Genomic DNA, 16,630 nt, shown 5'->3' on the forward strand with positions numbered 1-16,630 from the left:
GTAGAATCTATAATCATATCTATTTGTTCACTTCATTATCAAAAATTTTCAAAATTAGAAGGATAAAGTAAAATTATGTCGTATTATTAATATATGTATCAATCAAAATTGACCTTTTCTTACAAAATGTATTTTCTCTGTAGTGCCATTTTTATATTTGGGAACAAGTTTTATTTTTTTACGTCCAAATTGATAAAAGGGAGGTTGGAAAGTGGGACGGGAGGACTTGTTGGGAAGAGCAAAAGCAGGGGAGACGGAGGCTTTTGAAATTCTTGTAAGTGAGCATCAGAAATACATATATAACGTAATATTGAAAATTGTTTTTGACAAGGAAGAAGCATTAGACCTTACTCAAGAGACTTTACTTAAAGCGTATTTAAATATAAAAAAATTTAGGGGAAATAGCAGTATCAGGACATGGCTTTATAGGATTGCTATAAACTGCGCTATAGATTATTTAAGAAAAAGAAATGTGGAAAAAAGTAATTTTAAAGAAATAGAAGAATTTGAGAATGAAATAAAAGATTTTGAAACTCCTGAAGAGGTGTTAGATAAAAGATTAACTGCAGAAATGTTAATGAGAGAAATAAACAAACTTCCTGCAGATTATAAAATTGTTTTGATTTTAAGGGATATAGAAGGCTTAAACTATGAAGAAATATCCAAGATAATGAATTTAAATTTGGGTACTGTAAAGTCTCGATTATGGCGGGCAAGAAATCTTTTAAAAGAGAGAATAAAGTCATTATCAGAATTTTTATCATTAGAAGAAAGGGGGCAGCTATGATGGAATGCGAAAAGGTACTTGAGCTTATACCACAATATGTAGACGATGAATTGGATAAAACACAAAAAGAAGAATTAGAAAAGCACCTTGAAAGCTGTGAAAGTTGCAAAAAGGAATATTATCTGCAGAAAAAAATAATAAAAAGTTTAAAAAATATGCCTCCTATAGAACTTCCTGAAGATTTTAATAAAAAATTACATCAAAAATTGATTTATCATAAAAATTTTTTAGAGAAGAAAAAAGAAAGGCTAAAAAAGACGTTAACAATAGTAGCTATTGCGACATCTTTAATATTTATGACAGTATTTATAGTGAATACATTTAATAAATCCTTACAAATTGAGTCTAATACTCCTTTAGCTAACATTGAAATGGGACAGAGTTATGGCTTACCTCAGAAAGAAGGAGCTAATAATGAAAGAGGATTGCCAGCAGGAACTTCAAGGAAAATTACAAAGAATGCAACCATTTCCTTGGAAGTAGAAGACGTCAATGGATGTTATGATAAAGTCTTTCAGTTAGTAAAAGAAGCAGAAGGTTTTATTGAAACTTCTGAGGAAACAGTATCCAGTGATAATATCAAAAGGGTAAATGTTGTTTTGAAGGTGCGGGAAGATAAATTTGAAAGTGTGATTTCTCAAATTAAAGATTTTGGCAAAGTAACAGCTTTAAGGATTGACAGCAAAGACATTACAGACCAGTATTATGACTTACAAGCAAGGCTAAAAAATTTGGAAGTAGAGGAACAAAAGCTTCAAGACATCATGAATAAGGCTACTACAGTCAAGGAAATGCTTGAAGTAGAATCTGAAATAAACAGGATAAGAAGTGAAATAGAGTCAATGGAAGGACAGCTAAAATTATGGGAAAATCTTACGAGTCTGGCAACCATAAATCTTTCAATAAAAGAGATACCTAAAGATGAGAAACCTTTGGCTATAGTTTCTTTTAAGGGAATTGGTAAAGGTATAAAAGAAGCATTTATAAATAATATGAATTTTTTAATATTTTTTATGAAAAAGTTGATAATAATATTGGTGATAATTTTGCCTTATAGTGTACTGGCTTTAATCGGTTATAAAGTGTATATCTATTTCAAAAAAAGGAGATGACAATTTACATCTTCTTTTTTTTGCGGTATATTAAAATACAAAGAAATAAAAATGGGAGTGATTTAATGTATAAATTTTTAATAATTGATGGAAGTAGCCTCATGTACAGAGCCTATTATGCCTTGCCCATGCTTACTACAAGTGAGGGATTGCCTACAAATGCTCTGTATGGTTTTACTATGATGCTTATAAAACTTATCGAGGAGGAAAAACCTGATTACATAGCTATTGCTTTTGACAAAAAAGCTCCTACTTTTAGACACAAAGAATATCAAGACTACAAAGCTACAAGACAAGCTATGCCTGAAGAACTTGCTGAACAAGTAGACTATTTGAAAGAAATTATAGATGGCTTTAATATAAAGACATTAGAATTAGAAGGTTATGAAGCTGATGACATTATAGGGACTATTTCAAAGCTGGCAGAGGAAAAAGGAATGGAAGTGCTTGTAGTTACAGGAGACAGAGATGCTCTTCAATTAGTTTCAGATAAAGTGAAGATAAAAATTTCTAAAAAGGGTATTACTCAGATGGAAGAGTTTGACGAAAAGGCTATTTTAGAAAGGTATGGAATAACTCCTCAGCAGTTTATAGATTTAAAAGGGCTTATGGGAGATAAATCTGATAATATCCCTGGAGTACCTAATATAGGGGAAAAAACTGCGATTAAGCTATTAAAGGATTTTGGAACAATTGAAAATTTGATCCAAAATCTTTCTCAGCTTAAAGGTAAAATAAAAGAAAATATAGAAAACAATAAAGAGTTAGCTATAATGAGTAAGAGGCTTGCTACTATAAAAAGAGACATTCCCATTGAGATAGATTTTGAGGAGTATAAAGTAAAAAAATTTAATGAGGAGAAGCTTTTAGAGCTTTTTAATAAATTAGAATTCTTTAGTTTAATTGATAACATAAAGAAAGAAAGTAGCATAGAGATTGTAGATAATCATAAAGTTGAAAAATGGTCAAAAGTAGATATAAAAGAATTAGTAACTTTGTTGCAAGATAACAGAAATATTGCTTTTTACCCGTTAATTTATGAAGGGGAAATAAAAAAAATAGCCTTTTCTTTTGGAAAGGATACGGTTTATATTGACGTTTTCCAAACAGAAGATTTAAAGGAGATTTTTGAAAAAGAAGATTTTGAATTTACAACCCATGAAATAAAGGATTTTTTAGTGAGGCTTTCTTATAAAGGAATAGAGTGTAAAAGCAAGTACATAGATACTGCTGTAATGGCTTATCTTCTGAATCCTTCTGAGTCTAACTATGACTTAGACCGTGTGCTAAAAAAATATTTAAAGGTAGATGTGCCTTCTTATGAAGGAATATTTGGCAAAGGTAGGGATAAAAAGAAAATTGAAGAGATTGACGAAAACATACTTGCTGATTATATTTGCAGTAGATGTGTGTATCTATTTGATTTAAAAGAAAAGCTGATGAATTTTATTGAAGAGATGGATATGAAAAAACTTCTATTAGAAATAGAAATGCCTCTTGTAGAAGTTTTAAAATCAATGGAGGTAAGTGGTTTTACATTGGATAAAGAAGTTCTAAAAGAGCTTTCACAAAAGATAGATGATAGAATAGGAGAAATACTAGATAAAATTTATAAAGAGGCAGGATATCAATTTAATGTAAATTCACCTAAGCAATTAAGTGAATTTTTGTTTGAAAAGTTAAACTTACCAGTAATAAAGAAAACAAAAACAGGATACTCTACGGATTCTGAAGTTTTGGAACAATTGGTTCCTTATAATGATATTGTCAGCGATATAATAGAGTATCGGCAACTTACAAAACTTAAATCTACTTATATAGATGGATTTTTGCCTCTTATGGATGAAAACAATAGAGTACATTCTAATTTTAAACAAATGGTTACTGCTACAGGTAGAATAAGCAGCACCGAGCCAAATCTACAAAATATACCTATAAGAGAAGAGTTTGGCAGACAAATTAGAAGGGCTTTTATTCCGAGGAGTAGAGATGGATATATTGTTTCAGCAGATTATTCTCAGATTGAACTGAGGGTTTTAGCACATGTTTCGGGAGATGAAAAGCTAATAGAATCTTTTATGAATAATGAAGATATACATTTAAGGACAGCTTCGGAGGTTTTTAAAGTTCCTATGGAAAAAGTTACACCGGAGATGAGAAGAGCAGCAAAAGCCGTAAATTTTGGCATAATATATGGCATAAGCGATTATGGGCTTTCTCGAGACCTTAAAATATCAAGAAAAGAAGCAAAAGAGTACATAAATAATTATTTTGAAAGATATAAAGGAGTAAAAGATTATATTGAAAAAATAGTACGATTTGCAAAAGAAAATGGCTATGTGACTACAATAATGAACAGAAGGAGATATATTCCTGAAATAAACTCAAGAAATTTTACTCAAAGATCGCAGGCCGAAAGGTTAGCAATGAATGCTCCGATACAGGGAAGTGCGGCTGATATAATAAAAATGGCAATGGTTAAGGTATACAACGATTTAAAAAAATTAAAGCTTAAGTCTAAGCTTATATTGCAAGTTCATGACGAGCTTGTAGTGGATACTTATAAGGATGAAGTAGATATCATAAAAAAGATACTTAAAGAAAATATGGAAAATGTAGTGCAATTAAAAGTTCCTCTGGTTGTTGAAATTGGCGTAGGGCCTAATTGGTTTTTGGCCAAGTGAGGTGTGCAAAAATGCAAGTAATTGGACTTACTGGCGGCATTGCCTCAGGTAAAAGTACTGTATCCAAGCTATTAAAAAAGATGGGAGCTGTGGTAATTGATGCAGATATTGTATCAAGAGAAATAATGGTAAAAGGAACAGAAGCATATAATAGAATTGTAGAATATTTTGGAAAAGAAATTTTAAAGGAAGACGGCGAAATTGACAGAAAGAAATTAGGCAATATTGTGTTTGCTGACAGAAAAAAGCTTAAAAAACTAAATGAAATTACTCATCCCATAATAATAGAGAGGATAAAAGAAAAAATAGAAGAAGAAAGAAAAAAAAATCAGCAAAAGGCAATTGTATTAGATGCAGCTCTTTTAATTGAGATGAAACTTTATAAAATGGTAGATGAGGTTTGGTTAGTAGTAGTAGACTCAAAAACTCAAATAAAGAGGGTTATGGAGAGGGATAAGCTTTCTTATAAGGATGCGATAAACCGAATAAAAAGCCAAATGCCTTTGGACGAAAAAATGAAGTACGCAGATTTTATAATAAACAATAGCAAAGATTTTAAAGCTATGGAAAAACAAGTTACACTATTTTGGGAAAGATTTGCAACGTAAATCATGATATCGGAGGAGTTACTTTGAGAAAAAAAGTTGCGGCAATTTTAATACTATTAAGTTTATTGTTTACTTACGAGTTAAATACTCATTATTTTTTAAAAAAATTTATCCTCGTAAATACTATAATTATGTATTTTATTACGCAAAAGAGTATGGCATGGACCCCTAACTTATTTTTGCTGTGATAAAAGTCGAAAGTAATTTTAGAAGCGATGCAATTTCCAGCAAAAATGCTAGAGGGTTAATGCAAATTTTACCAGAAACTGGAGAATGGATTGCTAAAGAAATAGGGATAAAAAATTACAGCAATAGTATGCTTTTTGAACCTAAATATAATATTCAAATGGGAACGTGGTATTTGACTTATCTTCTTAAAACTTTTAATGGAAATATTAAATTGGCTCTAGCGGCCTATAACGGAGGCAGTGGAAATGTAGATGCATGGCTTAAAGATAAAAGATTTTCTAAAGATGGTAAACAACTACATATTGTTCCTTTTCCTGAGACAAATAAATATATAAAAAAGGTATTAGCAGTTTACGAGATCTATAAGTTCATATATGAAACTAAGAATTGATATGAAGATTACTATATACAAAAAAAGTTGAAAAATTGGTATAATAGTATCGTTAAAAAGAAAATAAAAAGGGAGGACACAAATGAAACCGTTGAAACATTTAAAAGACTTAAAGGAAGTAAAAATCGAAAGAGATAGGGAGTTTTTCTCAGCCACTCATGAAGAAATAAAAAATGCTTGGACTACAGATGTGTATTTTTTAAGAACCCAAGATATTTTATCATATCTTGGTGTACAGGATAAAATAGTTACTGCAGAGATATTTCCAAGAAAAAAAGGAGTTTTTGCAGGATTACCAGAAGTAATGAGTTTACTTAAAGACAAAAATGTGGAAGTATGGTCTTTGAAAGAAGGAGATACTTTTGAAGCTAAAGATACGGTAATGAGAATAAAAGGACCTTATAGTGAATTTGGAATTTATGAAACGGCAATATTAGGAATTCTTGCAAGTTCTTCTGGTTGGGCAACAGCAGCAAGAGAGCTTAAAGAAGTTGCCAATGGCAAACCAATATTATGCTTTGGGGCAAGGCATGTTCATCCAGCTGTAGCACCTGTTATGGAAAGAGCGGCACTCGTTGGAGGAGCAGATGATGCCAGCTGTATTTTAGGTGCAAGATTAATGGGGAAAGATCCTAAAGGGACGGTACCTCATGCTGCCTTTTTGATTACGGGGGATACACTTGAGGTAGCAAGAGCATACAGAGATATAACTCCACCTGATGAGAGAATAACCATTTTAGTTGATACTTTTAAAGACGAAGTGGAGGAGGCTTTAAGAGTTGCTGAATTTTTAGGGGATAGATTATATGGAGTAAGACTTGATACTCCATCAGAAAGAGGGGGAGTTACACCTGGATTGGTATATGAGTTGAGGCAAAGGTTGAATCAAAAGGGATTTACAAACGTAAAAATTATAGTTTCCGGAGGTTTAAATCCTGAGAAAGTTGCAGAACTTTCTGAAAGTGGGGCGGATGCTTTTGGTGTAGGAAGTTACATATCTGATGCTCAACCTATTGATATGACTATGGATATAAAAGAAGTGGAAGGAGTACCTATTGCTAAAAGAGGAAGAATTCCAGGTATTATAGAAAATAAAAAGTTGAAAAAGATAAAATAGTTTTCGGAGATGATAGTTAATGAGAAAATTTATTATATTATCTTTCATTTTGCTGTTTATTTTTACGGGATGCAAAACATTTTCACAAAATATAGTAAATTTGCCGCAAGCCTCTGAAGATAAAACTAATATTGAAGAAGAAAAGCCAGTAGAGGGTGGCACTTTAAGAGTAAATATTACTTCTTTTGAGACGTTAAATCCTTTTTTAAACAGCGATGAACGAGTAAGGCAAATGTTAAATTTGTCATTGGAAGGATTAGTTACTATAGATAAAACTTTAAAACCTATTCCTCAATTAGTAGAAGAGTGGCAAATAAATGGACTTAATATAAAATTTTATTTAAAAAAGAATGTTAAATGGCAGGATGGAGTAAATTTTACGGCTCATGATGTAAAATTTACTTTTGATTCTTTTAAAAATAAGGAAGTGAAAAGTCCTTATAGGGATATTCTCATTAACTATCTCTCCTCTTATAAAACAAATGGTGATTACGAATTTGAAGTTGTTTTAAATAAACCTGTTGCAAATCCAATAGCTTTATTTACTTTTCCTATTTTAGCCGAACATCAATTCAAAGATGAAAAAGATATTTTAAATAAAGACATTGTACCTATCGGTACAGGACCATATAAAATATCTTCTTACAGAGTTGGCAGAGAAGTTATTTTTGAAAGAAATCCTTATTATAGAGACGACAAACCTTATATAGATAGTATAGTTTTTAAAATTGTACCTAATGAAAATGCGATGATAACATCTTTTCAAAGCAAGGAGGCGGATTTTACTTTTTTAAGTGACATAGACTGGGATAAATACAAAGAAATTTCAAATGTAAATATTTATAAATATGTTATTCAAGATTATGTACTTATAGCACCTAACTATCGAAATCCAGCTTTAAAAGATTCAAATGTTAGAAAAGCTATGTGTTATGGAATAGATACTGACAAAATTTTAAGAGATGTATATTTTGGCCATGGCCTAAAAACATGTATTCCAGTCCGTCCTGATTCATGGCTTTATAGCAATAAAATAGTATCTCATAATTATGATATAAAAGAAGCAAATAAAATATTGGAGGAAAGTGGTTGGAATTTAGTTAAGGGAATAAGGAGTAATGGAACTTATCAGCTCAAATTTGATTTGATAGTAAATGCAAATAATCCTTATTTAATTAAGGTTGCTCAAATTATAAAGAATAATTTAAAAGATGTAGGAATTGAAATAAATATTGTACCGAAAGATTGGGATAATTTACTAAGTACTGTGTATTCGGGTAATTTTGATTTAGTACTAATGGAGTGGAATTTAAGTTATAATCAAGATATGTCTGAAATGTTTATAACAAAAGGTAAAGACAATTTTATAGGTTATAGTAATTCTAAAGTTGATGAAATATATAGTAGAATTTTTTATGATTCAGAAGAGAATTCTTTAAAAACAGATTATCAAGCTTTGGAACAAGTTTTTTTAGAGGAACAACCTGTGATTGGCCTTTTCTATATTGAAAGAGCAGTTATGGCATATAACAAGGTAAAAGGTATTGACCCTACTGGATTTAATGTTTTCAATAATATAGAAAAATGGTATATAAAAAAGTAGTGTAAAGTTATCCTAGAATTTTTAGTAAATGAATAGAAGGGAGAATATAATATAAAAAAATTAAGAAAAGTGCTTGGGATCCTAGTCTAAGTGTGAAAGCTTATTCTACAATTTATTGGGAAACATATGATATAAATGGATATGAACACATAACCTTAACTGCCGTATCTGGAGGTTGGATAGTAGAAGATCCCACTGTGTGGTTATAACTATTATTACTACAATCTTTCAAGTTACGGATGGCTACCTGTAAGAACAGATATTTCGCATGGATATGGTTCTACTTCATGGGTAACACTTCATCGAGGGACCAGTAGCGAATGGGTATTGATGTTGAATAATGGATATGTAAAAGGATATTGAATAAAAGTGAAATTGAAGTTAAAATATCCAAAGAACTTAAAAGAATTGAAATGTATTACAATAAGATAGAGGCGTTCATTTTTTATTTATGAAAGAAGGGAAGATTGTTAATGAAAAAAGAAAATGTAAAGTTTAAGATTGTTTTTATACTGCTAATATATACTTATTTAATTGTAAGTAACATATTACTTCAAAAGATGAACCGTATTTCGGAAATTACGTATAACCAAATAATACTTATATGGAGCAATCTAATTTTTTATTTTGTTTTAGGGATATTATTAACCATTCCCTTTTTTTTGAGTGAAGCTAAGAAAAAAGGTAAATGGGTGATAAATTATGAATATTTATTAACTTTTATTTTACCTTTAGTTATCATAGTTTTATCCTATTTTTACCCTGTTTCGTTAGATTTCTTCTATCTAGTATATATATCAAAGCATATCATTAATGCACTAGCTGTTGTATCAGGGTATTCGTTAATTTTCATAATTAATAAGAAAGACTAAGAAATAAATTAGCAGAATACTTTTAATATGACAATATCACAGAATAATAACACAGGACTAAAAATAGGTATTGACACTGACTTAAAAAGATTATATAATTCATAATGTAACGAAATTAAATAAAGCGTGCGGTGGTGGCGGAACTGGCAGACGCGTACGTTTGAGGGGCGTATGGGGTTTCCCGTGTGGGTTCAAGTCCCACCCTCCGCACCATAAAAGAGAAAGAGGCGTTGAGCCTTTTATTTTTTTGTCACACAAATTATTAATTTTTTATAAAATATATTAAAAAAAGATTAAAAAGTTTAAGAAAGATTTAATGTAAACATTGACTTTGACTGTAGTATATGATATGATAAAACAAAAGGACAAAGTATGCAATCTTGCCGAATCCGAAAGGTACGGAGGAACCGCTTTTGGGGGTTAATCTGTAGTTTTAAGCTACAGTAGGGATGCCTTCTGTCCCGCACCCGACAGCTAACTCCGGAGGCAATAAAGGAAGGAGATTTGCGGTGGATAGGCGACTGGGAAAAATGATTTTTGTAATTTCTGTGTTTGGTGCAACGCTGATTGGCAGTTCTTTTTTGAGCCCAGTGTTTGCGGAAGGATTGGGAATTGGAAAAATTACAGGTAATTATGTAAATGTGCGGACCCAAGGAAGTTTAGCAGGAAGTGTTATTACCCAGCTAAATTGGAATGACACAGTGACTGTATTAGATAAGCAAAACGGCTGGTATAAAATAAAGCTTTCAAATGGAAGAGAAGGATGGGTTTTTGGTAAATATTTATCTGTAAGAAGTTTTTCAAATGTTTCAAGAGGAGATACCGAAAATTTAAGTGTTGGTATAGTGACAGGTAATTATGTAAATGTGCGAAGTAAAGGAAGCTTATCAGGGAGTATCATAACCCAGCTTAACAAGAACACTACAGTGACTGTATTAGATAAGCAAAATGGGTGGTACAAGATAAAGCTTTCTGACGGAAGAGAAGGATGGATTTACGGACAGTACTTAGCGGTAAGGAGCACTTCAAATATCTCAAGAGGTGAAGTGGATAGGAGTTTAGTGGATAGATTAATAGATTATGCTAAGTCTTTTGTGGGGACTCCATATGTCTATGGTGGCTCAACTCCAAAAGGATTTGATTGTTCCGGTTTTGTTTATTACGTATTTAAAAATTTTGGTTTTGATTTGCCACGAACGGCGAAGGACCAATCTACTGTAGGAGAATATGTGAGTTACGGTGACCTTCAACCAGGCGATTTGGTATTTTTTAAAACATTGGGGAGTAGTGTGATAAACCATTCAGGAATATATATTGGCAATGGGGAGTTTATACAAAGCTCTTCAGGTAGAGGAAAGGTCATAATAAGTTCTTTAAATGAAGGTTATTATAAAGAACATTATGTTACAGCAAGAAGAATTATAAAATGACGATGATAAAAGAGTGCTCTAGAGAGTGCTCTTTTTTATATTGACTATTTTTATCCTTTAATATATTATATAATACTGTACATGCGATACAGCCTATTTTATGGAAGGAGATACCTTATGAAATTTGTAAGAGAAGATGTAAGAAATATAGCCATTATTGCTCATGTTGATCATGGAAAAACTACTTTGGTTGATGCTATGCTTAAACAAAGCGGTATTTTTAGGTCAAATGAAAAAGTTGAGGAAAGGATTTTGGACTTTAACGATTTAGAAAGAGAGAGAGGAATAACGATTCTTGCAAAAAATACTGCTATACGATATAAAGATGTGAAAATAAATATAGTGGATACCCCAGGACATGCGGATTTTAGCGGTGAAGTAGAGCGAGTATTAAAAATGGTAGATGGGGTACTTTTGCTGGTGGATTCTTTCGAAGGACCTATGCCACAGACCCGTTTTGTGTTAAGCAAAGCTTTGGAACTAGATTTAAAACCTATAGTTGTTATAAATAAAATTGATAGACCTGATGCAAGGCCAGAGGAGGTTATTGACGAAGTCTTAGATTTATTTATTGAATTAGGAGCAAATGATGACCAAATCGATTTTCCTGTGGTTTACACTTCTGCAAAAGAAGGTATAGCAAAATTAAGCTTAGATGAAGAATCTCATGACTTGAGACCTCTTTTTGATACGATTTTAGAGTATATTCCTGCTCCCTCAGGAAACATTGAAGCCCCCCTGCAACTTATAGTGACTACTTTAGATTATGATGATTACATTGGGAGAATTGCCATTGGAAAAATAGTTAGAGGGAAGATAATTTCAGGAGAAGAAGCGGCCATATGTAAAAGAGACGGGTCGATACAAAAAGTTCACATAAATAATTTATATCAGTTTGAAGGACTAAAAAGAGTGCAAGTAGAAGAAGCAAGTTTAGGAGATATTGTAGCAGTTTCTGGCATAAGCGATATTGAGATTGGAGAAACTATTGCAGATAGGGATAATCCTGAAGCGGTAGACTTTGTTCGAATAGAAGAGCCTACAGTTACTATGACTTTTAGTGTAAATACCAGTCCTTTTGCAGGAACCGAAGGTAAATACGTTACTTCAAGGCATTTAAGAGAAAGGCTTTTTAAGGAGTTAGAGACAAACGTAGCGTTGCGTGTTGAAGAAACTGATTCTCCTGATTCTTTTAAAGTATCTGGAAGAGGAGAGTTACATCTTTCTATTTTAATTGAGACTATGAGGCGGGAAGGGTATGAATTGCAGGTTTCTAAGCCTACAGTAATTTTTAAAGAGGAAAATGGAGTAAAGATGGAACCTATTGAACTTTTGACAATAGATATCCCAGAAGAATATATGGGAGTTGTAATTGAAAAATTAGGGCCGAGAAAAGCTGAGTTGATGGATATGCACACATTGAAACCGGGGACTGTAAGGCTTAAGTTTAAAATACCTACAAGAGGCTTGATAGGGTATCGTTCTGAATTTTTAACAGATACCAAAGGAAATGGGATAATGACTTCGGTATTTTATGATTATGAACCTTATAAAGGAGACATTCCTTCTCGGGGAAGAGGCGCTCTTGTAGCTTTTGAGACAGGCGTTGCGACAACGTATGGGCTTTACAACGCGCAAGAAAGAGGAACACTTTTTATAGAGCCAGGTACAAAGGTATATGAAGGGATGGTTGTGGGGATTAATGCAAGAAGTGGAGATATTGATGTAAATGTATGTAAGAAAAAACATGTGACAAATTTAAGGTCTGCGACGGCAGATGAGGCTTTGAGGCTATCACCTATAAAAAAGATGTCGTTAGAAGAAGCATTAGAATTTATAGACAATGATGAATTAGTTGAAGTTACTCCTCAAAGCATTAGAATACGAAAAAAGATTTTGGATTCTCAACAGAGGTATAAAAGTGCAAAATATAACAAATAAAGGAGCTTTATGCATCCTTCAGCTTGTTGACAAAGTAAAAATTTTTTAAAATAGGATATTTTGCATCGTCACTCTGATGTTCCACAGCGCAAAACTAAGCTCCACCTTCGGGTTCCGGCAGGGTCACGGGCACATTCGACCTCCTGTCTCAGGTGCCCGCCTCCGCCATCCTTGGCTTCGGCCCTGCCTCCGCCCTCGGTCTCGCTAAGTTTTGTTAACGCTTTGTCACAAGTTGTGCCTTATGCAAAATATCCTATTTCCGAAAGTTTGTATACAGTCTAAAGGAGCTTGATGGCTCCTTCTATTTATATAATTCATTTAAAATTTTGCTTATATAATTTATAGTTTCTTGGTAAGGGGGAATACCTTGATATTTTTCTACTGATTGAGGACCAGCATTATATGCAGCTAATGCTAATCTTATGTCATGGTAAGTGTCTAGCAAATTTTTTAGGTATCTTACTCCTCCATCTATATTTTGAGAAGGGTCAAAAGGATTGGATACATTCAATTCCTTTGCAGTCGAAGGCATAAGCTGCATAAGTCCCATTGCTCCTGCAGGAGAAACTGCGAAAGGATTAAAATTAGACTCTGCTTTGATAACTGCTCTAATAAGGTTTGCATCTATATTATATTTTTGACTGGCCCGTTGTATTAAATCTTCAATTTGTTGTAAATTTGTATTTGTTGATGATGCATTGTTACTTACATTTCCTGAATTGTATTGTTGATTTTCTATAGCATTCTTTAAAACTTCGGCAAAAGGTTTATCTGTATTAAATATTTTTACATTAGCAGGGAGTCTACTTTGAATTTCTCTAAATTTATTTTCAATTATTTGATTTACAATATTTATCAATTCTACCCCTCCCATCATATATAATTCGACAAAATTCCTCTAAAACCTCTTTTAAAAGTGTAAATTAGTAAAAAAGTCCTATTAAAATTTTTAAAGGATTTTTTAAAGGAGTATAGTATAATATAAGTAAAGGTTTATGGTAAGGGTTGATGAAGCAATGAAAAACGAAAGAATACTGGAAGTGTTAATTGTTGTATTAATAATTCCTCTGGTGTCTCTTTTAGCAGGTTATTTTGTTTCAAAAGATATTATAGTGCCTAACATTTCAAAAACAAATGACAGCAATAATTTTAAAGAGATGGTTGTTAAAGGCGTAGACTTGTTTGAAATTATTTTAGGCAGCTATTCAGATTTTGAGACTGCAAAATATCAAGAAGATTTAATGAGGATGAAAAGAGTTTACTCTTTCGTTAGTAAATATTCTGATAAGTATTTGTTGATAGGTGGTATATTTTTAGATAAAGAACAGGCTGCTTTATTTTCTTCCTCTTTAAAGTCTCAAGGAATTTCCAGTGAAGTATATTTAAAAAGGGGACCTTCTCTCAGAATTAAATATGATAAGAAATTAACATCAGATATGGATGATTTTACAAGTAAATTACAAGATTTTAAACAAATTCTTGATTATATAGCTACTCTTTCTTATAAGGCTTATGATGACAAGTTAGAACGACAAGAATTGGAGGAATTAAAAAGGAAAGTAGATAGTTTTAAAAATGGAAATGGGGATTTTGGAAAAAAAGAAATGACTGCACTAGTACAAAAGACGACAGATATTGTCGATAAAATAACAACTGATATTGAAAAAATTGAAATATCAGCTGCTTTAGAAGATGGAAATACATTTAGTTTGTTGCAAGAAAGTTTATGGCAATCTTGTGAAGAATACAACGCTTTTTTGAAAACAATTGCTGTGCAGAATCAATGATGGGGTGTTAGGGTATGAGATTAAAAGAGGTAAAAGAAATTTTAAATGCAGAAGTTATGATAGGAGAAGAAAAATTGGAAGAAGAAGTGTTTACTGCTTGTGGAGCGGACTTGATGAGTGATGTTTTGGCATCACGTGACGAAAAGGCTGTGCTTTTGACAGGGCTTACTAATGTGCAGGTTATAAGGACTGCAGAAGTAGTTGGAGATATTAAATGTATAGTATTTGTAAGAGGTAAGAATCCGGGAGAGGACATATTGGAACTTGCTAAAAAGGCAGGGCTAGTGATAATGAAAACGAAATATCCTCTTTACATTGCTTGTGGCCTTTTGTACTCCAATGGGCTTACTTGTAAAAGTGGTGAAGGAAATGGTACTTTATAGTTTAGATTTTGATGTAAAAGCAAGAGATTTTGATTCTGCGGGAGAGGTTTCCAGCAATTTAAGGTCAGTATTAAAACAGCTTTCCTTAAATCCAGATGTTGTAAGGAGAAGTTGCATAGCTTGCTATGAAGCAGAGATGAATATAATAATTCATTCTTATGGAGGTCACATGAAAATAGAGATTTTTGGCGATAAAATACGCATAACTGCAGAAGACACAGGCCCTGGAATAGAAGACATTGAACTTGCCATGAAAGAAGGATATTCTACTGCTCCTGAAGAGATAAGGGAAATGGGATTTGGAGCCGGCATGGGGCTTCCTAATATGAAGGAGAATTCGGATTTCATGGATATAAAAAGCAGTAAAGAGGGAACAACTGTGGTGATGGAAATTTTGTTTAAGTAGGTGATAAAATGTTATATTTTCACTCTGTAACATTAGATAAGGATAGATGTAGAGGGTGTACTAATTGCATAAAAAGATGTCCTACAGAGGCAATAAGGGTAAGAGATGGGAAAGCAAGGATTATAAATGAAAGGTGTATAGATTGTGGTGAGTGTATACGTGTGTGTCCATATCATGCTAAATTGGCGGTAACTGATAGTTTGGATATGATGAAAGATTTCAAGTACAAGATTGCACTTCCTGCTCCTTCTTTATATGGACAATTTAGGGATTTAACTATTAATCAAATATTGAGTGCTTTACTGGATGTGGGATTTGATGAGGTTTTTGAAGTAGCATATGCTGCTGAAATTGTTTCTAAATTTACGCGGGAAGCATTAGCAAAAGGGAATTTAAAAAAACCAGTTATATCTTCTGCTTGTCCTGCTGTTGTGCGACTCGTACAAATCAGATTTCCCTCTTTGATTGATAATTTATTGGATATATGTTCTCCTATGGATACTGCGGCGATATTAGCAAAAAAGGAAGCAATTAAAAAGACGGGACTGAAGGAAGAGGAAATAGGAGTTTTTTTCATTTCTCCCTGTGCTGCAAAAGTGACAAGTGTGAAAAATCCTATTGGTATAGAAAAATCCAAAATTGATGGGGTTTTTTCTATGAAAGAAATATATGGCCTAATAATTCAAAAAGCTAAGACTACTGTTGTTAGAGATTTAAGCAAGGCTTCTATGATAGGTGTTGGCTGGGCAAACTCTGGGGGAGAAGCTTTTGGTACTTTTACAGAAAATAGTATTTATGTAGACGGGATACACAATGTTGTGGATGTTTTAGAAGAGATTGAATTAGGAAAATTGAACGATTTAGACTTTTTTGAAGGGCTTGCATGTATCGGTGGGTGTATTGGTGGACCGTTGACTGTTGAAAATAATTTTGTGGCCAAAAATAGAATAAGAAAACTGACAGAAAAACTTCCTAAAAAAGAAGAGGCTTTGTTTGATGAGGAAGAGATTGATTTTGAAGAGGTGAAATGGAAAAAGAAAATAGAAAAAAGTGAAGTTATGAAGTTGGACAAAGACATTTCAAAAGCGCTTGAAATGATGAAACAAATAGACACTCAATACAAAGCCTTACCAGGACTTGACTGTGGTTCTTGTGGTTCTCCTACTTGCAGGGCATTGGCGGAAGATATAGTGAAAGGGTATGCTACGGAATATGATTGCATTTTTATATTAAAAGACAAAATAAAAAATTTGTCTCAAGAATTAAATGACCTTGCGGGTAAAATTCCTCCAGTTTTAAGTGACGAAAAGGAGTGAAATT

Annotated in this window: 13 protein-coding genes, 1 tRNA gene, 1 pseudogene and 1 riboswitch; of the genes and pseudogenes, 14 read left to right on the forward strand and 1 reads right to left on the reverse strand. The window is 32.6% G+C overall.

What is annotated here, in order from left to right; translation table 11 throughout:
- Positions 1-211 precede the first annotated feature (211 nt).
- From TMATH_RS04240 to typA, 10 genes and pseudogenes are all read left to right on the forward strand, one after another.
- On the forward strand, positions 212-787 hold the full coding sequence (locus TMATH_RS04240) for an RNA polymerase sigma factor (RefSeq protein WP_012994892.1): 576 nt from the start codon (positions 212-214) through the stop codon (positions 785-787).
- A complete protein-coding gene (locus TMATH_RS04245) occupies positions 787-1,899 on the forward strand; it encodes a DUF4349 domain-containing protein (protein WP_232192621.1) in 1,113 nt (370 codons plus the stop codon). The genes TMATH_RS04240 and TMATH_RS04245 overlap by 1 nt, the downstream gene beginning before the upstream one ends.
- 65 nt (positions 1,900-1,964) lie before the next feature.
- Positions 1,965-4,583, forward strand: a complete 2,619-nt coding sequence (gene polA, locus TMATH_RS04250; protein WP_013150105.1) for a DNA polymerase I — start codon at positions 1,965-1,967, stop codon at positions 4,581-4,583.
- Between the two features lie 11 nt (positions 4,584-4,594).
- Positions 4,595-5,191, forward strand: a complete 597-nt coding sequence (gene coaE / locus TMATH_RS04255) for a dephospho-CoA kinase (RefSeq protein WP_012994895.1) — start codon at positions 4,595-4,597, stop codon at positions 5,189-5,191.
- 23 nt (positions 5,192-5,214) lie between these two features.
- Positions 5,215-5,771, forward strand: a pseudogene (locus TMATH_RS04260) (lytic transglycosylase domain-containing protein).
- 82 nt (positions 5,772-5,853) lie between these two features.
- Entirely contained in the window at positions 5,854-6,888 is a 1,035-nt protein-coding gene (locus TMATH_RS04265) for a nicotinate phosphoribosyltransferase (protein ID WP_012994897.1), read from the forward strand.
- A gap of 19 nt (positions 6,889-6,907) precedes the next feature.
- Positions 6,908-8,491 (forward strand): peptide ABC transporter substrate-binding protein, encoded by a 1,584-nt coding sequence (locus tag TMATH_RS04270; RefSeq protein ID WP_013150106.1) that lies wholly within the window; start codon positions 6,908-6,910, stop codon positions 8,489-8,491.
- A 1,000-nt stretch (positions 8,492-9,491) separates the two neighbouring features.
- A tRNA-Leu gene (locus TMATH_RS04280) sits at positions 9,492-9,576 on the forward strand.
- Between the two features lie 158 nt (positions 9,577-9,734).
- Positions 9,735-9,867: riboswitch (cyclic di-AMP (ydaO/yuaA leader) on the forward strand.
- A 5-nt stretch (positions 9,868-9,872) separates the two neighbouring features.
- Positions 9,873-10,793, forward strand: a complete 921-nt coding sequence (locus TMATH_RS04285) for a C40 family peptidase (RefSeq protein ID WP_013150108.1) — start codon at positions 9,873-9,875, stop codon at positions 10,791-10,793.
- Positions 10,794-10,910: 117 nt separating this feature from the next.
- Positions 10,911-12,734 (forward strand): translational GTPase TypA, encoded by a 1,824-nt coding sequence (typA, locus tag TMATH_RS04290; protein WP_013150109.1) that lies wholly within the window; start codon positions 10,911-10,913, stop codon positions 12,732-12,734.
- A 301-nt stretch (positions 12,735-13,035) separates the two neighbouring features.
- On the opposite strand, the gene TMATH_RS04295 is transcribed toward typA, so the two are convergent.
- On the reverse strand, positions 13,036-13,593 hold the full coding sequence (locus TMATH_RS04295; protein WP_013150110.1) for a lytic transglycosylase domain-containing protein: 558 nt from the start codon (positions 13,591-13,593) through the stop codon (positions 13,036-13,038).
- A gap of 136 nt (positions 13,594-13,729) precedes the next feature.
- Here TMATH_RS04295 and TMATH_RS04300 point away from each other — a divergent pair, with 136 nt between their 5' ends.
- The 4 genes from TMATH_RS04300 to TMATH_RS04315 are packed head-to-tail and all read left to right on the forward strand — an operon-like array spanning position 13,730 to position 16,626.
- Positions 13,730-14,521, forward strand: a complete 792-nt coding sequence (locus TMATH_RS04300; protein WP_013150111.1) for a hypothetical protein — start codon at positions 13,730-13,732, stop codon at positions 14,519-14,521.
- A gap of 14 nt (positions 14,522-14,535) precedes the next feature.
- Positions 14,536-14,904 carry a DRTGG domain-containing protein gene (locus TMATH_RS04305; RefSeq protein WP_012994904.1) on the forward strand — a complete coding sequence of 123 codons (369 nt, stop codon included), beginning with the start codon at positions 14,536-14,538 and terminating at the stop codon, positions 14,902-14,904.
- Complete coding sequence (locus TMATH_RS04310) at positions 14,861-15,310, forward strand: ATP-binding protein (protein WP_013150112.1); 450 nt, start codon at positions 14,861-14,863, stop codon at positions 15,308-15,310. The genes TMATH_RS04305 and TMATH_RS04310 overlap by 44 nt, the downstream gene beginning before the upstream one ends.
- 8 nt (positions 15,311-15,318) lie before the next feature.
- Positions 15,319-16,626, forward strand: coding sequence for a [Fe-Fe] hydrogenase large subunit C-terminal domain-containing protein (locus tag TMATH_RS04315; protein WP_013150113.1), 1,308 nt, complete (start codon positions 15,319-15,321; stop codon positions 16,624-16,626).
- Positions 16,627-16,630 lie beyond the last annotated feature (4 nt).

The sequence above is a fragment of the Thermoanaerobacter mathranii subsp. mathranii str. A3 genome, from assembly GCF_000092965.1.
In the GTDB taxonomy this organism is placed as follows: domain Bacteria; phylum Bacillota; class Thermoanaerobacteria; order Thermoanaerobacterales; family Thermoanaerobacteraceae; genus Thermoanaerobacter; species Thermoanaerobacter thermocopriae.